This window comes from Xenorhabdus ishibashii, from assembly GCF_002632755.1.
In the GTDB taxonomy this organism is placed as follows: Bacteria; Pseudomonadota; Gammaproteobacteria; order Enterobacterales; family Enterobacteriaceae; genus Xenorhabdus; species Xenorhabdus ishibashii.
In genome coordinates this window covers 2,492,567-2,512,020 of the sequence record NZ_NJAK01000001.1, presented here as the reverse complement: position 1 = coordinate 2,512,020, position 19,454 = coordinate 2,492,567, and the positions used below count along the sequence as shown (strand labels likewise).

14 protein-coding genes, 1 pseudogene and 1 other annotated feature are annotated in these 19,454 nt (G+C 42.0%); of the genes and pseudogenes, 5 read left to right on the top strand and 10 right to left on the bottom strand.

Annotated elements, in window-relative coordinates:
- Positions 1-151: 151 nt before the first annotated feature.
- Both Xish_RS11935 and tal read right to left on the bottom strand, forming a co-directional pair.
- Positions 152-2,404 carry a TonB-dependent receptor domain-containing protein gene (locus Xish_RS11935; protein ID WP_167383265.1) on the bottom strand — a complete coding sequence of 751 codons (2,253 nt, stop codon included), beginning with the start codon at positions 2,402-2,404 and terminating at the stop codon, positions 152-154.
- Between the two features lie 253 nt (positions 2,405-2,657).
- A complete protein-coding gene (tal, locus tag Xish_RS11930) occupies positions 2,658-3,611 on the bottom strand; it encodes a transaldolase (RefSeq protein ID WP_099118049.1) in 954 nt (317 codons plus the stop codon).
- Positions 3,612-3,782: 171 nt separating this feature from the next.
- Between tal and yaaA the strand changes: the two genes are divergently transcribed.
- Positions 3,783-4,559 carry a peroxide stress protein YaaA gene (yaaA, locus tag Xish_RS11925; protein ID WP_099118048.1) on the top strand — a complete coding sequence of 259 codons (777 nt, stop codon included), beginning with the start codon at positions 3,783-3,785 and terminating at the stop codon, positions 4,557-4,559.
- 48 nt (positions 4,560-4,607) lie between these two features.
- On the opposite strand, the gene thrC is transcribed toward yaaA, so the two are convergent.
- The 3 genes and pseudogenes from thrC to thrA all read right to left on the bottom strand — a co-directional run bounded on the left by thrC (position 4,608) and on the right by thrA (position 9,308).
- Positions 4,608-5,900 carry a threonine synthase gene (gene thrC / locus Xish_RS11920; RefSeq protein WP_099118047.1) on the bottom strand — a complete coding sequence of 431 codons (1,293 nt, stop codon included), beginning with the start codon at positions 5,898-5,900 and terminating at the stop codon, positions 4,608-4,610.
- A 2-nt stretch (positions 5,901-5,902) separates the two neighbouring features.
- Positions 5,903-6,853, bottom strand: a complete 951-nt coding sequence (thrB, locus tag Xish_RS11915; RefSeq protein ID WP_099118046.1) for a homoserine kinase — start codon at positions 6,851-6,853, stop codon at positions 5,903-5,905.
- Positions 6,835-9,308: pseudogene (thrA, locus tag Xish_RS11910) on the bottom strand (bifunctional aspartate kinase/homoserine dehydrogenase I). Before thrA ends, thrB begins: the two are co-directional and overlap by 19 nt.
- Before the next feature lie 26 nt (positions 9,309-9,334).
- Positions 9,335-9,450 (bottom strand) — a sequence feature (Thr leader region).
- Between the two features lie 705 nt (positions 9,451-10,155).
- Between thrA and arcA the strand changes: the two are divergent.
- The gene (gene arcA / locus Xish_RS11905; protein WP_099118045.1) at positions 10,156-10,872 is read left to right on the top strand and encodes a two-component system response regulator ArcA; all 717 of its coding nucleotides are present in this window, start codon (positions 10,156-10,158) and stop codon (positions 10,870-10,872) included.
- Between the two features lie 116 nt (positions 10,873-10,988).
- Here the strand turns inward: arcA and creA are convergent, their stop codons facing one another.
- Positions 10,989-11,465, bottom strand: coding sequence for a protein CreA (gene creA, locus Xish_RS11900; protein WP_099118044.1), 477 nt, complete (start codon positions 11,463-11,465; stop codon positions 10,989-10,991).
- Positions 11,466-11,907: 442 nt separating this feature from the next.
- On the opposite strand from creA, the gene robA reads away from it, so the two are divergent.
- Positions 11,908-12,789: an MDR efflux pump AcrAB transcriptional activator RobA gene (gene robA, locus Xish_RS11895; RefSeq protein ID WP_099118043.1), complete on the top strand. Its 882-nt coding sequence runs from the start codon at positions 11,908-11,910 to the stop codon at positions 12,787-12,789.
- On the opposite strand, the gene gpmB is transcribed toward robA, so the two are convergent.
- Positions 12,786-13,433 (bottom strand): 2,3-diphosphoglycerate-dependent phosphoglycerate mutase GpmB, encoded by a 648-nt coding sequence (gene gpmB / locus Xish_RS11890; RefSeq protein WP_099118042.1) that lies wholly within the window; start codon positions 13,431-13,433, stop codon positions 12,786-12,788. The two genes, robA and gpmB, sit on opposite strands and share 4 nt — an antisense overlap.
- A 54-nt stretch (positions 13,434-13,487) precedes the next feature.
- Here gpmB and yjjX point away from each other — a divergent pair, with 54 nt between their 5' ends.
- Positions 13,488-14,015 carry an inosine/xanthosine triphosphatase gene (gene yjjX / locus Xish_RS11885; protein ID WP_099118041.1) on the top strand — a complete coding sequence of 176 codons (528 nt, stop codon included), beginning with the start codon at positions 13,488-13,490 and terminating at the stop codon, positions 14,013-14,015.
- An 82-nt stretch (positions 14,016-14,097) separates the two neighbouring features.
- Here yjjX and trpR read toward each other — a convergent pair whose 3' ends face one another.
- Together trpR and sltY are read right to left on the bottom strand one after the other, a co-directional pair.
- On the bottom strand, positions 14,098-14,421 hold the full coding sequence (trpR, locus tag Xish_RS11880) for a trp operon repressor (RefSeq protein WP_099118040.1): 324 nt from the start codon (positions 14,419-14,421) through the stop codon (positions 14,098-14,100).
- 54 nt (positions 14,422-14,475) lie between these two features.
- A complete protein-coding gene (gene sltY / locus Xish_RS11875) occupies positions 14,476-16,395 on the bottom strand; it encodes a murein transglycosylase (protein WP_099118039.1) in 1,920 nt (639 codons plus the stop codon).
- A gap of 264 nt (positions 16,396-16,659) precedes the next feature.
- On the opposite strand from sltY, the gene ettA reads away from it, so the two are divergent.
- The gene (gene ettA / locus Xish_RS11870) at positions 16,660-18,327 is read left to right on the top strand and encodes an energy-dependent translational throttle protein EttA (protein ID WP_099118038.1); all 1,668 of its coding nucleotides are present in this window, start codon (positions 16,660-16,662) and stop codon (positions 18,325-18,327) included.
- A gap of 88 nt (positions 18,328-18,415) precedes the next feature.
- Here ettA and Xish_RS11865 read toward each other — a convergent pair whose 3' ends face one another.
- Positions 18,416-19,144, bottom strand: a complete 729-nt coding sequence (locus Xish_RS11865; RefSeq protein WP_099118037.1) for an ATP-binding cassette domain-containing protein — start codon at positions 19,142-19,144, stop codon at positions 18,416-18,418.
- Between the last annotated feature and the right edge of the window lie 310 nt (positions 19,145-19,454).

Genomic DNA, 19,454 nt, shown 5'->3' with positions numbered 1-19,454 from the left:
TGAAGCAAAGTTATAAAATCATTCTGTACTGCTTTAATCATAGCCTGAGGAGTCTACCATTCTGTTTTCTTTAACAAAAACTTTAATCGTTCCTCAGGCACTTAGTTTCCTTTCTTAAGCAGAGTTCGGGTTATTAAATCAACTTTTTTGCTCAAAAAGTCGCTGTTATACCTAACCTGAATGTACGACCAGGAGAAGGAATATAACCCACATTAATTGGTTGTATATAATATCTGTCAAAAACATTATCCACAGTAAAATCTGCGATTATGTTTTTATTTATAACTAGTGAACTTCTAAAATCAACGATTGTTGCTGGTTTATAGTCAACTGGTGCTAACAATGGAGCAGAACCTCGTCCAACCTTAGCGGTCGGTATCGCTCTTTTATCAAAGTAAGATATTCTTCCACCAATAGACAGTTTGTTGTTAAGGAACCCTTGATTTATATCTAGTGAATAGCTTTTTTTAGGCGGAATATGGTTTGTCGCATAATCAGATGGAAGGTTTTCATTAACACATCCTTTTTCTTTCTTACAAAACTCAATATTTGTATAGTAATTTGCTGATGCTTTTACTGTAAAAGCCTTAATCTTATAGCTTGTCTCCAGTTCAATTCCTTCAAATTTTGCCTTATTGATATTATCAATATGCATTGAAAATTTATCCCATTGCCAGCTACGACTAATATAATTATCAATATTAGAGTTAAAATATCCGACACTCAATTTTAATTCATCATTTGCTATTAAATTTTCAAAGCCAAATGCAGACCCTATTTCAATATTTTTCATGGTTTCATGCTGTAGATTATTATCAGCTTTCATAAAAAATCCATTTGTCCCTTCAACTAGTGAAGGAAATCTTGGACTTTGAGAATAACGGCTATACAGCATTATTTGTTTTATTGGCCTATATTCAACTCCGAAACTATATCCATAAGCAGTTTCATCTTTAGGTATTGATGGGGTATCACCTTTATCTTTTAATGAATAGCCTTTATGTTCAAGAGAAGATAATAAATTAATTTTATTGGTTAATTCATACTGCCCATTAACAAAAATACGGTATTCTTGTCTTGTCCCTTCTCGCTGGTGAGGATGCTGAGACCAAAAACCTTTGGCTGGCCCTGTTTTTTCGGTAAGATAACTCCCTCCCAGAAGTACATTTGTTGGTTTATTATACATGTAAAGTTCTAAGTTATTAGAAAGGTTAATCCCCCATGTATCAGATTTCTTTTCATCACCTAATGTATTTTGGGATGTTTTAGGTCTGTCTTTTAAATCTAAATGCCATAGAGAAAAGTTCAGATCAATTAATGGGTTATTTGATTTCCAATTATAACCAAGTTTATATCTTGCTAAACGAACATAAGCATTTGGTCCTTGTGATACTGGGACCGTAGTTCCTTTATCTATAGTTGTTGTATCTGCAACATATGTTTCACCAAACGTACTGTCATATAGACTGTAAACAGCACTAACTCTGTGCTCATCATTAATCCATGCGCTGGTTTTTAATAAATAAGAACGTGTATTCTCTGATGTATTAGGTACTGCTGCACCTTTAGGATAAATGGTATAACCAGCATCTTGGATAGTTTCGGCTGTTACAGGGCAAGGAGCTATATCGTCATTATCATCATAATACTCATCCGGACATAAATACCCAGGCAACGTATAATTATCTGTACCAAATCCTTTTTTTCCTGAATGATAATTCCCTCTGATGCGTTTTGATACCCCAGCTAAAAACTCGAAATTTTCATCTGCATAAGCAACCACCACACTTCCTGTGTTGTTTTTTCCATTAAATATGTTTTCTTTTTTTGGAGATGGCTCGTCATTCCATGTGTAATTATTATAGTTTGAGTGGTTACTTAAAATACTACCTTTTAGGCGTATACCAAAGTTATCACCTGGAATTAATATATCAGCAGGAGATATTGTTTTCATATTTACAGTACCGCCTATCCCTGTAATACCAGAACCACCATAAAATCCTTTTTTTATATCTACTTCACCGATGAAGTCTGGATCAATATAAGTACGGTTAGATACCCCCTGATAGCCTCGATATAAGGCTGTTTGATTTATAGTATCATCCACACTAGTAGAAATTCTTCCTTGGCCTTGTAAACCTCGAATATTGACATCTATTGCTCCTGATGATCTAGATTCACCAGACAGGACTCCCGACGTACTTTTAAATATATCAGCAGGATTAATGATTATTTGTTTATTTAATTCCTGACTATCTAGTAATACTTCATTACTCTTCTTTAAGTCTAATGAAGAATAAACATACAGAGTATCGCTTGAATGATCGGTAGTTGATTCATTCGTAGCGAAAGAGTAAAGCGGGCTGACTGCAAAAAGCGTTATAAAAAAGTGTGGGTTATTCATAAAATTACTACATTTGTTGATAATAATAACTATTATCATTATGCATTAATAATGATCTTTGAACAACTTATCTTTAGGGAGGACGGGGCGAGGAGGAGGAGGAGGAGGAGGAGGAGGAGGAGGAGGAGGAGGAGGAAGTTGGTTTGATGGCAAGGCAAAAAAACAAACCCCATTAATTTTGAATGGAGTTTGTCGTTAGTTTAAGGCAACCAATTAATCGCCTTTGTGCCAGAAAAAATAGCGTATTGCTAGATTACAGCAGCTCAGCGATCATACTCTCAAGTTTGCCCTGATCTACTGCAAACTTACGGATACCTTCTGCCAGTTTTTCAGTTGCCATTGCATCCTGGTGGTGGTTCCAGTAGAACTCAGCTTCAGTCATTGGCGCTGGACGCTCTTTGATTTCGCCTTCATAACCCAGTTTACGCTCAACCTCGCCTTCTGTCTCAGACAACTCTTTCAGCAGTGCGGGAGAGATTGTCAGGCGGTCACAGCCAGCCAGCGCCAGAATTTCACCAGAGTTACGGAAACTTGCACCCATCACAACCGTGTTGTAGCCGTGCTCTTTGTAGTACTGATAAATTTCAGAAACAGAAATTACACCTGGATCTTCATGTGGTGCGAATTCTTTCTTGTCACCATTGGCTTTGTACCAGTCAAGGATACGGCCAACAAATGGAGAGATCAGATAGGCACCTGCTTCTGCACAAGCACGCGCTTGGGCAAAGGAGAACAGCAATGTCAGGTTACAGTTGATACCTTCTTTTTCCAGTTGTTCAGCAGCACGGATACCCTGCCATGTAGAAGCCAGTTTGATCAGAATGCGATCATTGCTGATGCCCGCTTCGTTATACAGTTTGATCAGGCGTTTTGCTTTCGCTACGCTGGCTTCGGTGTCATAAGACAGACGTGCATCAACTTCAGTAGAGATGCGGCCAGGGATCAATTTCAGAATTTCCAGACCAATATTGACAGCCAATTTATCGCCGGCATCAATAATTTGCTGTTCGCGGGAGTCGCTTTCACCACGTGCCCACTCAATAGCGTCATCAATCAGTTGGCGATATTCTGGAATTTGAGCGGCATTCAAAATCAGGGAAGGATTGGTAGTCGCATCTTGCGGCTGATACAGTTTCATCGCCGCGATATCCCCGGTATCTGCTACTACTGTTGTCAGTTTACGCAGGGAAGTCAGTTTATCGGTCATGTTTAATATCTCATCGTTATACGTAAAATCGTTGGCAATGTTGCCTCGCCATCTTGTGATAATAACATGACCAAGCTCGGCTGTAAGGTAGGAAAATCTTATCACTGAGATTCTCCCCTCTTCATTCTTTTTTGCTAAAGTGGGGAAGGTCTGGATTATTAGGAAAAAATAATGCTTATTACCATTTCACCTGCGAAAACACTCGATTATGCAAGTCCACTCGCAACAGAAAAGTTTAGCCAACCACGATTATTGGCAGGATCTCAACAGCTAATCGAGATTTGCCGGACGTTAACACCCGCGCAAATCGGCAGTTTGATGAGTATTAGCGATAAGTTGGCGGGACTAAATGCTGCTCGTTTTGCAGAATGGCAGCCCGATTTCACGCCAGAAAATGCCCGTCAGGCGATTTTGGCATTTAAAGGTGATGTTTATACCGGTATGCAGGCTGAAACGTTCTCTGCTGACGATTTTGATTTTGCCCAAACCCATTTAAGAATTCTATCTGGCCTGTATGGAGTTTTGCGTCCTCTCGATTTGATGCAGCCTTATCGTTTGGAAATGGGAGTTAAGCTGGAAAATCCCCGCGGTAAAGATCTGTATAAGTTTTGGGGCGATTGTATTACTGAAAACTTGAATGCTGCACTGGAACAACAAGGTGATGATGTTCTGGTCAATCTGGCATCAGATGAGTATTTCAAATCGGTGAATACTAAAAAGCTGGCAGCCAGAATTATCAAACCGGTTTTTCTGGATGAAAAAAATGGCAAATATAAGGTCATTAGTTTCTATGCTAAAAAAGCTCGTGGCTTGATGAGCCATTTTATCATTAAGAACCAACTGACCGATCCAGCTCGGCTAGTGGAGTTCAATCTGGAAGGATATGCTTTCGATGAACCCCTCTCTAAGGGAGATGAATTGGTGTTTAAGCGTTCTGAGCAGAATTAATTTTCGATGTCCCTCCACCCGTAAATGGGGGGAGGGATTAATACCGGATTATTTTGGTGCTCTTGCCATCAAAAATTCACGTAACGTTGAGAAATCAGCAGGCATAAAGTGGGATAATAAATCCAGATCTGCGCGCTCAGCTAACGCTTGTGGCAAGGATAATGGCTGGCCGAGTGTTGCTTCGACGCTTTCCTTAAATTTGGCTGGATGAGCAGTACCCAAGAATAAGCCATATTCCCCTTCTTGTAATTGATCACGCAAAACACGATAAGCGACGGCCGCATGTGGTTCGGAAATATAGCCTTTTGCCGCCAGTTCACGCATGGTGCTTTGAGTGATTTCATCATCCACAACCCCATTTGCTAGTTCACTCAGTGCCCAACTTTTGCGTTTGAACAATTCTTCAATGCGCGGCCAGTTATTAGGTTGGCTGACATCCATTGCATTGGAAAGTGTCGGAATGGTCTGATGTGGCAGCCACTCACCCTCCGCTAAATAACGAGGAACGGTGTCATTAACATTGGTTGCCGCGATAAAACGTTTTACCGACAATCCCAGCGATTTTGCCAGTAGCCCCGCGGTTAAATTACCAAAATTGCCACTTGGGACGGAAATAACTAATTGTTCGCGTTTTTCTGCTGGGATTTGCGCAACCGCTTCAAAGTAATAACAGATTTGAGCCAGCAGACGGCTGATATTGATTGAGTTAGCAGAATTGAGATGTAAAGCCTGTTTCAATTCTTCGTCATCAAAAGCTTGCTTGACCAATGCCTGACAAGCATCGAAATCTCCCTTGATAGCAACCGTATGGATATTGCCACCCAGAGTACAAAAAAGTTTTTCCTGCAATGAACTGATCTTGCCTTCGGGATAAAGGATCACAACCTGTACGTTATTCAATCCATAGAAAGCATGAGCGACTGCGGCGCCAGTATCACCGGATGTTGCAGTTAAAATAGTGACGGGCTTGTCTCCTGCAATCTGGGCAAGAATTTGTGCCATGAAACGGCCGCCAAAGTCTTTGAACGCCAGTGTCGGCCCGTGATAAAGCTCCAATGAAGCAATGTTATCTTCGACAATCGCTACAGGGGCAGGGAAAGCAAAAGCATTTTTTACGCGGGTTGCCAATTGCTCTGCGGAAATTTCATCGCCGATAAAAGCAGAGAGGATGCGTTGGCTACGGCTGACAAAATCTAATTTCAATAAGTCATCAATTTCATTACGGCTGAATTCTGGCAAATCCTGTGGAAAAAAGAGGCCTTGCTGTTTACCTAATCCTTGCTTTACCGCCTGTGAAAAACTGACCTGCTCGCGGTTGTCTTTTAAGTTATATAATTTCATGGTTACTTTACCTGTCGTGCGCCTGCGAGATCCAGACGGCAAATGTGTACAAAGCCTTCATCATTCTGTACGTAATGTTGTTGCAGCCAGTGTGCAACCTCTTCTGCTACAGCTATTTCGTTACAAATTGCAAAAAGTGTCGGGCCGGAGCCGGAAATGCTACACGCCAGCGCCCCTAATTTTTTGACTGTATCACGTGCATTGGCAAATCCTGGTAAGAGTTGTGTACGATAAGGTTCTGCTACAACATCTTGCATTAATTTGGCAGCCAGTTCTGATTGCTGGGTATGGCAGGCATGGATAAAACCAGCAAAGTGACGTCCATGCTCAATGATATCCTTACGGGCATAGTGATTAGGCAAAATTGCACGGGCTTCTGCTGTCGATACTTTGATGCCAGGATAAGCCATTACCCACAGCCAATCATCAAATGTGGGAACAGGCAGACAGGTGGTCTCTTCCTGAGATAATATCAATTGCAATCCCCCCAAATAGCAGGGAGCGACATTATCATAATGAACACCACCGGAAATACGCCCTTCTAATTCTCCCATCATGTCCAATAACTGGTGTTGGTTAAAGGGGCGGCTAGCATATTCATTCAATGCCACTAAAGCGGCGACGACAGAGCAGGCACTGGAACCTAATCCCGAACCGATTGGCATATTTTTCTCTAATGTCATGGCAACGGGCAGTTCTTTTCCCAACCGCTGACAAAAAATCTGCCAGCATTGGTAGACGATATTCTGTTTGGGATCGTCAGGTAATTTGCTAACAAATCGCCCTTTATTATTCAGACTGAAGCTTTCAGCTTCACTTACGGAGACACAATCCCCAAGTAATGAGCCATCAATGGGAGAAACTGCTGCGCCGAGCACATCAAATCCGACGCCAACATTCCCGATAGAGGCAGGCGCATAAACCCTGATAACCATTAAACCCCCAATTTCCATGACAGAGTACGTAATATATCAGCAAAAACGCCGGCTGCCGTTACATCATTTCCTGCGCCATAGCCTCGTAGTACCAGCGGAATGGGTTGATAATAACGGGTATAGAAAGCCAGAGCGTTTTCGCCATTTTTGACCTTATAAAGTGGATCGTTGCCATCAACAGCGACAATTTTCACTGTACAACGGCCTTGTTCAATCAAGCCAACATAACGTAATACTTTCCCTTGTTCTGCGGCTTGTTCCGCACGTTGGCTAAACTCCTGATCCAGTTGTGGTAAACGTTGCAGGAAACTGTCAACATCGCCACTGGCGTCGAACGAGATGGGTAAAACAGGATCAACATGGATATCTTTTAGTTCCAGTTCATAGCCAGACTCTCGTGCTAAGATCAGCAGTTTTCGGGCAACATCCATACCAGAGAGATCATCGCGTGGATCGGGTTCAGTAAAACCTTGCTCTTTGGCCAGCATGGTCGCTTGTGAAAGCGTCATACCTTCATCCAGCATCCCGAAAATATAGGATAAAGAACCCGACAGGATGCCACTGAACTGCACTAATTCATCACCGGCATTAAGCAAATTTTGTAAGTTTTCGATAACAGGCAATCCAGCACCTACGTTAGTGTCATACAGGAACTTACGTTTCGATTTTTCTGCGGCCTGACGGATTTGGTGGTAATAAGCCATCGATAAAGTATTGGCTTTTTTATTTGGGGTAACGACGTTAAAACCGTCGCTGAGGAAGCTCGTATACTGTTCCGCAATCGACTGATTGGAAGTACAATCCACAATGACTGGATTCAGGAGATGGTACTCTTTTTCAAGACGGATCAGACGACTCAAACTAAAAGGCTCAGTGGCTTCTGAGAGTGCCTGCTGCCAGTTATCCAGACAGATGCCTTGTACATCAGTCAACAAAGCGCGGGAATTGGCAATACCACAGACGCGTAGATCGATATGTTTCTGTTTGAGCCAGGTTTGCTGACGGCGTATTTGCTCGATCAACGCACTGCCTACTCCCCCACACCAACAACAAAGACCTCAACGACTTGAGCGGTGTTAAACAGCATTTGGTGACAGAGACGAACCGCCGTAGTCGCAGCATTATTTTCAATGACAGCAGAAATAGAACGTTCAGAAGAGCCTTGTGCAATAGCAACAATGTTGATATTGGCGCGAGTCAATGCGGAAAAAAAGCGGGCAGATGTACCTGGCTGAGTACGCATACCATCACCAACAACAGAGATAATGGCAAGATTGTCGATAGCGTCAATGGGATCAAGCACACCATCTTTCAGCTCCAGATAAAACTCTTCTGTCAGCGCATTGTGTGCTTTTACCCATTCTTTTTGTGGTACACAGAAGCTGATACTGTATTCTGACGAGGATTGCGTGATCAATACAACAGAAATACCTTTGCGTGACATGACGGAAAAGATCCGCGCCGCCATCCCGACCATACCCTTCATTCCTGGGCCGGAAACGTTGAACATCGCCATATGATCCAGATTGGTGATGCCCTTGATCGGCATGTCTTGATCTTTTTGTCCATCATCAATGAGTGCATCGCCAATAAAAGTACCAGGCACATTGGGGTTGGCGGTGTTTTTTATCAGGCAAGGGATTTGAAACTGGGCAATAGGGGCGATAGTTCGGGGATGAAGGACTTTCGCACCAAAATAAGACAATTCCATTGCTTCTTGGTATGACAGACTTTTCAGCAAGCGAGCATCTTTCACCGCCCTTGGATCACAAGTATAAACACCGTCTACATCAGTCCAGATTTCGCAACAATCGGCACGCAGGCATGCTGCCAGTACTGCGGCTGAATAGTCGGAGCCGTTGCGCCCCAGCACAACCAATTCGCCATTTTCATCGCCCGCAGTGAAACCCGCCATCAGGATGATATGGTCAGCAGGAATGTTAAGTGCTGCAATGCGTTTGGAGGATTCATGGATATCGACGGTGGATTCGAGACAATGCCCATGTGCCAAAAGGTTTTTGACCGGATCAATGACAGTCACTTTATGACCACGAGCCTGTAGCACGGATTCCATGATGGCAATCGACAGTTTTTCGCCACGACAGATCAGGGATGCATTAATGCTATCTGGACATTGTTTTAATAAAGAAATACCGTGGAGAGTCTGTTTAAGGCTGGCAAGCTCACGCTCGACTAGCCCTTTCAGGCGCTCATAATCAAACCTTGGTTGTTGCGCTTTCAATCCTGACAACAAATCAGCAAAGATTTGGGTAGCATCGCTCATATTAGAAACAATATCTTGTCCTGCAACTGTTTTTTCAATCATTGCCACCAGATGGTTTGTGATTTTTGCTGGTGCAGAGAGTACTAAGGCAACTTGCCCAAGGGATAACTCATTTTCGGCGATATCTGCAACACTCAGTACACACTGGTGATTCGCAACTGAGGTTCCGCCAAATTTCAATACTCGCATTAACGTTCTTCTCCTGATTTCTGTCCCAAAAAAAAGCCCGTATCTTGTGGGATACGGGCTCAATGTTGTTTTATGTGTATGCGTCAGCCCGCACCGCAACTCATGGTTCCGGTGGTAATCGTGGTTGTAGTAATGGTTATAGTGGTGTTTGCAAGAACCATTTTTTTCGGGCTGATGTAGTGCATAGTTTCCTGTCTGTCTTTTCGATTTACTTGACCCCCTATTGGTTAAATTAAATTGTGGTCAATGTCAAATATTTTTTATGGCAAAAGAAGAAAAAAACATCATTTTCCGTATCGAAATTATTCAAAATATAACCCAAATGGCAAATCATTATTTGGTTAGTTAGGTTATTTATTAGCATTTAATTTTACAAAAAACATATTTTGTAATTATTTTGTCTTTATGATAAAAACGTATCATCTGGATATTTTAGTGTTGAGTGAATCTCTGCAAGCACTCACAATATTTCAACATCCATTAACATAATTTATTCAATTTAATAACAAATAATCTGGATTAAAATTAACAATTACAATTAATGTTAACGTGCTACAATTGATTTTGATATGTATCAACAAAAGTTAGTTTTTTTAGAAGGCAAATGCATTACTAGCTGTTATATTGCTGTTAATAGACTAATATAGAAGCCTCGTTGAAATTGGGTTTTTTCGGGTATGTACCCTCTAGGAAAGCGACGTTAGTTTTTAGCGTAAAACATATCAAAACGTTTATTTCGGGCATAAGCTGGTTTTCTGTCACTCAGAACAAGATCAGCATATTTTCTTTTAATAATAACAGCTTGTGTCATACAGATTCTGTTTTTTAGCGATTTTAGGTAGCAACCATGCAAACCCCGCACATTTTGATTGTTGAAGACGAAATTGTCACACGTAATACCCTTAAGAGTATTTTTGAAGCTGAAGGGTATGTTGTTTATGAAGCCAATGACGGTTCAGAAATGCACAATATTCTGTCAGATAACGATATCAATTTAGTCATTATGGATATCAATCTGCCAGGTAAAAATGGGTTACTGCTTGCCCGTGAATTACGTGAGCAGGCAAATGTTGCGTTGATGTTCTTAACAGGCCGTGATAATGAAGTGGACAAAATTCTTGGTCTCGAAATCGGTGCTGATGATTATATAACTAAGCCATTTAACCCACGCGAATTAACCATTCGTGCACGTAATTTGCTGTCGCGGACAATGAACCTGAGTCATCCAGGTGAAGAGCGCCGCCAGGTTGAAAGTTATAAGTTCAATGGATGGGAGCTGGATATTAATAGCCGCTCTTTGGTTAGCCCGCTGGGAGATCATTACAAGCTGCCGCGTAGCGAATTCCGTGCGATGCTCCATTTTTGTGAGAACCCAGGAAAAATTCAAACCCGTGCAGAATTGTTGAAAAAAATGACGGGTCGCGAATTGAAACCTCACGATCGTACTGTTGATGTTACTATCCGCCGTATTCGTAAACACTTCGAATCGACACCGGATACTCCAGAGATCATTGCGACCATCCACGGTGAAGGTTACCGTTTTTGTGGTGATTTAGAAGACTGATTAATGCCTTTTTATAGGTATATATTCTACATACCGTATCTATCAAAAGCCCCGTATGTCTTATGGCATCAGGGCTTTTCTTTCTTTTGGCTGGTATTTTCCTTAGGATGAGTTATTCACTCTTTCCACGGCATAATCGGTACAGCACTGATTGCATTTTTAGGGGAACCATCGATCACCTTGTCAGAATAAGTTAAATAAATCAGCGAATTACGATTGGAGTCATAGAAGCGTACAACCTGCAATTTTTTAAATACCAAAGAAGTGCGTTTTTGGAAGACAACTTGCCCTTTCTTTGGCGATTTTTTTATCTTATCTGCTAATTCAATCGGGCCAACTTGCTGGCAGGATATGGCTGCATCAGATGTATCTTCTGCCAATCCCAACCCTCCCTTGAGTCCTCCCGTTTTGGCTCTGCTCAGATAACAGGTGACATTTTTAACGTCAGGATCATCAAAGGCTTCTATCACTATCTTGTTATCAGGGCCAAAAAATTTGAATACTGTGTCAACAGAACCGATCTCTTCCGCATGCAGAGCTACCGGAGAAAAGAGTAAGGTAGCCGCTATCGCTATTTTCTTCATTGTTGCCATATTTAAGTCCACTTGAATTAAATAAATACAGTGAAAATATCTATCATTCACATATAATGTAGCGAAATAAATTTTAATTAAATCATTTCCAACATAAATGTATCTGTAATGGAAAATCGTGGCATTATAGCTGAATATGCACCAAAACGAGTAAGTAATGGTCTTTAAGAAGTTATGCTATTGGAATTAAGTCGACATCCAGTACGTCAGCATGAAATATATTTCACATTATTATTCAACATGTTAAATAATTCACCAAGACAATGCTTGACATATTACCGATTCTACTATTAATTTATTCCAAGAAAAAACTTGTTTAATTCATTGATGGTTTGTTGATAGCATCAATGTAATAATTAATATGCCTAATGGAATAATCTTGGCATAAGTTGTTTTTACATTTATATGATTTTCTTTTCGTCTTAATGACTGAGGGAGATGTATGGATCAAACCAACATCATTCGAGACTTGCTGCATTGGGTGGATAATAATCTGGATCGTCCATTGTCTCTTGATAACGTTGCAGCAAAAGCAGGTTACTCCAAATGGCACTTGCAGCGCATGTTCAAGGAGGTTACGGGCCAGGCAATAGGTTCTTATATCCGTGCGAGAAGATTATCCAGAGCCGCCGTGGCATTACGCTTAACCAGCCGCCCTATCTTGGATATCGCTTTGCAATATCGCTTTGATTCTCAGCAAACGTTTACACGAGCTTTCAAAAAACAGTTTGACCGAACACCAGCAGCCTATCGTCGAAGTGAAGAGTGGTGTGCAAAAGGAATATGTCCTCCTATTTTGCTCGATAACAAACCTCTGCCAGAGCACAAATTTGTCACGCTGGAAGAAAAGTCACTTATCGGCACTGAGCACACTTGCAGTTATATGCTGGAGCAGTGGTCAGAATCCTGCAAGAATATGCGTCATGACTTTTGGATTAACTATCTACAGGATGCTGAGGTATTACCACCGAGACTTTATGGATTGCACCATACGACCCTTAGTATGGAGAATGAAGATGAACAGACGGTGTTCTATACCACAGCGATAGAGCCAGAATACGCCACCTTTGATACCAAAGAGAGTCGCCCAGTCGTCTTGCCTGGCGGAGATTATATTTCATTCAGTTATTTTGGTGATAAAGAACAGTTACAAGAGTTTCTTTTTACAATTTATGGTATCTGTTTGCCTACACTCAATATCACTCGCAGAAAGGGATACGATGTTGAGCGATATTACCTTACCAACCTTGAGTGGAAAAATCTTGAGGATGAGTCCCAAAATCATATTGTGGAATTTGAGTATCTCATCCCAATTGAGCGTTAACCTTGTAGTTCATCCAAGGCGGGCATATCCAGATGTGTGATATCGCCCGTTGTTTCCACTATCCAACCTGGAGCCAGCCACGGGCTATCCTGATAATCCACCCGTGAGATAGAACAGTTTCTCAGCCGCAGACGACGTTCTGAATTAGCCGGAAGCCCCAGAATAGAACCGATCAAACTGACGAGTGCGATTCCATGACTGACCAACAGCGGACGGCTACCCGCAGGCAGATTCAAACAATTTTCCAGAGCGGCACGCATACGGGTAGACACTTCATACATTGATTCACCTTCTGGAACCCGCCCATTTGGTGTACCATCAACAAGACTTTTACGCCAAGATTCTTCTTCTGGTGTGAGGGAAGTTAGTTCGCGATTTTCTAGAACACCCATGTGTAACTCTCGCAGGCGTGGTTCCAGTATGACGTCGCAGCCACAGGCTTTCGCGATGATTTCTGCTGTTTGGCGTGTCCGACCAAGGTCACTGGTGATAACATGGGTAATGTTTTCTGATTTAACTCTCAGCGCGACCAAGTGAGCTTGGCGCCGACCAGTTTCAGTCAAAGGACTGTCAGATTGCCCCTGAATACGACGAGCCACATTCCATTCGGTTTCGCCATGACGAACAAGATAGACCTGTAACATAGTTATTTTCCGTTATACTGCATCATGAAATAGTTCAAAGGATAATTTATTTATATGTACCACGTTATTGCAGCAACAACTAACCCTGCGAAAATAAAAGCGATTAGCCTTGCATTCGATGATGTTTTTGGCCCAGGCACTTACCATATAGAAGATGTCAATGTAGACAGTAGTGTACCTCAGCAGCCCATTGGTAATACTGAAACTCGCACAGGTGCTCGTCATCGAGTTATGGCCGCTCGCCAGGTTCGGCCAGAAGCTGATTTCTGGGTTGGGGTTGAAGCTGGAATTGAAGATGACATGACGTTTGCCTGGATGGTTATTGAACATAAACAAATTCGGGGAGAATCGCGTTCCGCCAGCCTGATGTTGCCCGAAAAAGTTTTGGAAGGCATTCGTAAAGGACGCGAACTTGGCCATGAAATGGCTGATGTAACTGGCGTCAATAATATCAAACAGAAAGGTGGTGCGATTGGCTTTTTTACCAATGGTATTCTGACGCGTACCAGCGTTTATCACCAAGCTCTGATATTGGCTCTTGTGCCTATCCATCATGAAATTTACAAAGAGTCGAATAACTAACCTTAACGGTACGTAGTTGTTGGGGGCACGAGTGGACGGCCCCCGCTGCATTATTTAATCTGTTATTTTATCGTGGCTATTGTCAATCAGTTAGTAGCTGATCTGCCAGCCATTTCTTAACATGAGCTGGGGCATTCTTTAAGCTATTGGAACCACGTGTAATTGTCGCAATACCCACGCCTAGCTCATTTTTCAGTTCGCGCTGGTTCATTTGCCCACGCATCAATTCCTGAATAATCCGAACCCTGGTTGATAAAGCGGTACGTTCATCGGGAGTCAATAATAGCTGTAAAATAGAATGTTGCAAATTTTGTTCAAATGCTATTTTTAACAACTCAACCAAAGTGAGCCAGTCATCACCATTTTCCGGGGAAAGCGCCGGATCAATCAAATGATTTTGTGCCATAATCAACTACCATACTATTTAACTAGTACAGTAGCATACCATATTTATCTTAAATTAATAACGCCTTTGCCATTCCGCATTTGTCAGCACATTTGGCACTTTCCCCATAAAATTATGGTAGAACATGTCGTAGGCAAGAACATTTTTGACATAAGAGCGTGTTTCTGCAAAAGGAATGCTCTCAATAAAGGCAATTGGATCGATTTTTCCAGCAGTGTTAGCTAACCAACGTTCAACATTCGCAGGGCCGGCATTATAAGCGGCGCTGGCAAGAATACGATTATTGTCAAAACGCTGATAGACCGACTCCAGATAAGCAGTACCAATTTTAATATTCGTAATCGGGTTCATTAATTGATTACTGCTGGCATAACCCTGAATTTTCTTACTCTTCACGGTATGTTCAGCGGTTTTGGGCATGATCTGCATTAATCCACTAGCCCCTTTGGAAGAACGAGCCTGTGGATCCCAGGCACTTTCCTGACGGGCGATTGCCATAGCATAACTTGGTGAAATATTTTTATCTGACGTGAAATGGGCAAATTCATTTTTCCACGCCATTGGAAAACGTTCTTCAAGGTGATCCCACATTTTCCCCGTAATGGTAGCTTGTACACTGAATGAAGGCCAGTGCTGCTCAAATGCATAACGGGCTAACTGTTCTTGTTTCACGCGATCTTGTGAAGAAACCAGAAGGAGCCATTCTGAGCGTGCCAGATTATCCATATTCCAATACAACAACTCTCGGATACGCTTAATTGTTGGCATATTGGCAATGGAACGATCGGGTCTCTCTGATTTATTGATGATCAGAGGATAGGAAATATGTAATTTTTGAGCTGCTACCATGGGATAAAAACCACGATGTTCGGTCAGCTTACGTAATATGGCTTTGCCTTCTGCGCTTTTCCCTCGATTGAGCAAAATAATAGCACTCCAATATTGCCACTCATCTTGTTGCAACGCTTTTTGCGGCAGCAATGAAATCCATTTTTCAAACCCAGCATGATCGCTATCCCTCAATGCCAAGCGGGCACGTCTCTCAATCAATTTGATAGAGTGTGAATGGCGAATGGTATCATCCCGCCATTTTGCCTGTTCTGGGGTGATGTCTCCCATCAATTGCCATGCGACGATATCTTTTAATTGCTGTCGTTCGACGTCATCCATCTTTTGTGAGCGGGAAAGTGTAGGGATGCTTACTCTGGCAAGTTCAGTATTTGAACGGGCAAATCGGGAAAAGTTCGTTATGATAACGGAGCGGGTGAATTCGGTAGGTGTGGTAGTTGTGGCGAATTTCTCAACGAATGTTGGATCATGTTGTAGCTTCAGTAAATTCGCGCTCAGGCTCTGATAACGCAATGGCAAGCGTTTGGCAAGATAGGCAACAAGTGTGGCATTATTGGCTTTCATTGCTAATTCGATACGTTGCAAAATTAAATTTGCAGACAGGTATCCAGCTTGATCCCAGGCAGTGAGTAGCTTGTTGCAACGATCAGGCAATGAGCTGCCGTTGAGCCAAATTTCTTGGGCGCCTTGCCAGGCGACTTGTTGGTGTCCCGTTGCCCATTGTGCAAAATAATAATCACAGCGCTCTGCAACTGTATTTGGAGGATTGGGACTAAATGCCAGAAGACTGTTCCAATCACCATTGTCTGCCAGTATATTGATAAATCGAGATGCCAGAGAACGTGCTGGTGGCAAGGTAGGGTGAATATTAATAAAATTCTGAACTTGCTGAGGAGTGGTAGTTGCCAGATCCTGAGATAATTGACGATATTCCAGATATGGATACAAGGGATAATTTTTCAGCGTTGGCATCAGACGCGTCACTTCTGCCATATTTTTGGTATCCCATGCCTGTTTTATTTCTTGATATCGCTGACGTTGGGCATCCAAAGAATCAGCATGTGCCGCTCCAGCAACAACAGAAACCATACTCACAGTCATTACAAAATGCTGCCACTTACTCATTGCCACATACCCCTTCGGAAGACTACTATCAGTGCCCAAATGCCCTGAGCCTACATGCTTTGCTCAGGTGCGTTGTCCAAGTGAATTGTTAAGATGCTATGTAATTATAATCATATTATTGATGTGAATTATTACAATTGTCATAACAAATAGAAAATGCTGAAAAAGTGCTATTTGACAAGAGGATAGGTAAAATAAGCCATCCAAGCTCGATAAATATAAACGCTTTTTAAAATTTCTTGATTAATCAAAAGGTAAACTACATTGGCTCAATATGTTTATAGTATGCATCGGGTGGGAAAAGTTGTTCCCCCCAAAAGGCATATTCTGAAAAATATTTCTCTGAGTTTTTTCCCTGGAGCAAAAATTGGTGTTCTCGGCCTTAATGGCGCCGGTAAATCGACTTTACTGCGCATCATGGCGGGTATTGATAAAGATATTGAGGGGGAAGCTCGTCCACAACCGGGTATTAAAATCGGTTATCTACCGCAAGAACCCAAACTTAACCCTGAGCATACAGTTCGTGAAGCAGTAGAAGAGGCTGTTAGCGAAGTTAAAAATGCTCTGACTCGTCTTGACGAGGTTTATGCAGCTTATGCTGATCCAGATGCGGATTTCGATAAGCTGGCAAAAGAGCAAGGAGAGCTGGAAGCGATTATCCAATCTCATGACGGGCACAATCTGGATAATCAGCTTGAACGAGCGGCTGATGCCCTACGTCTGCCTGCATGGGATGCCAAGATTGAACACCTGTCCGGTGGTGAGCGTCGTCGTGTGGCAATTTGCCGTCTGTTATTGGAAAAACCAGACATGCTGCTGCTTGACGAGCCAACTAACCACCTTGATGCTGAATCTGTTGCATGGCTGGAGCGCTTCCTGCACGATTACGAAGGCACAGTGGTTGCGATCACCCACGACCGTTACTTCCTTGATAACGTTGCTGGTTGGATCCTGGAGCTTGACCGTGGTGAAGGTATTCCGTGGGAAGGCAACTACTCTTCATGGCTGGAACAGAAAGATGCACGTCTGGCACAGGAAGCAGCGTCAGAAGCGGCACGCCGTAAATCCATTGAGAAAGAGCTTGAGTGGATCCGCCAAAACCCGAAAGGACGTCAGGCAAAAGGCAAGGCTCGTTTAGCTCGCTTTGAAGAACTGAGTAGCGTCGACTACCAGAAGCGCAATGAAACCAGCGAATTGTTCATTCCACCCGGCCCACGCTTAGGTGATAAAGTACTGGAAATCACTGATCTGACCAAATCTTACGGTGATCGCGTTCTGATCGACAATTTGAGCTTCTCTCTGCCGAAAGGGGCGATTGTTGGGATCATCGGCCCGAACGGGGCGGGTAAATCAACCCTGTTCCGTATGTTGTCCGGTCAAGAACAACCAGATTCTGGCTCAATTACACTGGGTGAGACGGTTAAATTGGCTTCTGTCGATCAGTTCCGCGATAACATGAATGACAGTAAAACTGTTTGGGAAGAAGTTTCTGGTGGTCAAGATATCATGCGCATCGGCAACTTTGAAATTCCAAGCCGTGCCTATGTCGGACGTTTTAACTTCAAAGGCGTAGATCAGGGCAAACGTGTTGGTGAATTGTCTGGTGGTGAACGTGGTCGTCTGCATTTGGCTAAACTGCTACAAGTTGGCGGCAACATGTTACTGCTTGACGAACCAACCAACGATCTGGACATCGAAACTTTGCGTGCATTGGAAAACGCCCTGCTGGAATTCCCAGGCTGTGCAATGGTTATTTCCCATGACCGTTGGTTCCTTGACCGTATCGCAACCCACATCATAGATTATCAGGATGAAGGGAAAGTTACCTTCTTTGAAGGAAACTTCAGCGAATACGAAGATTACAAGAAGCGGACTATGGGGGCGGCAGCACTGGAGCCTCACCGCATTAAATATAAAAAGATCAGCAAATAAGCTAGCCAAAAAATAAACTTGGTAGAAAAAACGGCCTGATATCAGGCCGTTTTTTGTTAATGGTAACTAACTAGTTATTATTAATATATTAAGACACCAAAACTCGTCGTTCCAGCGTGGATTCATAAGTCTTAGTAGCTTTTCCACTGGCTAAAGTGATAACGCTATCTGCATGTTGAATCAGGCGTCTATCTTGGGAGGCAATGACAACTGTACCTTTCTGTTCATGGGCAATAAATTTAAAGATATTAATGAACGTCTGAAACGCCCGACTCTCTAAATTGCGTGTTGGGTCATCTGCAAATAAATATTCAGGTCTTCTGACTATGGCTTTCGCCATTGCAGCCAATTGTTTCTCGTTTTCAGACAATTCCCCTGGATAATAACGGCTTTTATCGCCTAATTTCACAATATCCAGCGATTTTTGCGCGATTTTTTCTGCTTGTTCGCGGTCAAGTGACAATCCATAAGACGTTGATAATAACAAGTTATCTAATAGAGTAAGTTCACTAAATAAGTTGAAGTCTTGGAAAATAAACCCGCTACTTTCATGATGAAATTTTCCTAATTCTGTATCATTCATTAGTTTCAACTTGTTATTATTAATTAATACATCTCCTTGATCTGGTTGTAACATACCCGATGCAATCGACAACATTGTACGGTTAGTCGCTGCCTTCGGCCCTGTTATCAAAGTAATTTCACCTGGTATAATAGAAAATGTGATATTTGAAATCATTTCATGATTAACTGTAGCGCCAGTTAAACCATATGAAATATTGATAACCTCAATCGATTTAAATTGATTCAAGTTCATATTCTCAACACAATTAGGTTAAAAGATTAAAGCTTTTTCCTTAAACATATGCTGTCTAAATTTATTCGTAATAACACTGATTCCTTATGGTATTGTAAGAATAAAAATAGTCTAGATGTGGAAACATCTTCACCAAGGATATACTCATCTTATGTCAATTATTATTTACAATGACTATCTAATAAATGAGATGTTTCTTAGTCTTGGAATAAAAAGTCAAGAATATTAATAAATTATGCTTAAGGTAATAATAAAAAAATAAAAATAGCATAAATTCTTCTATTTTTATTCCACTTTTATAATAAGGGAA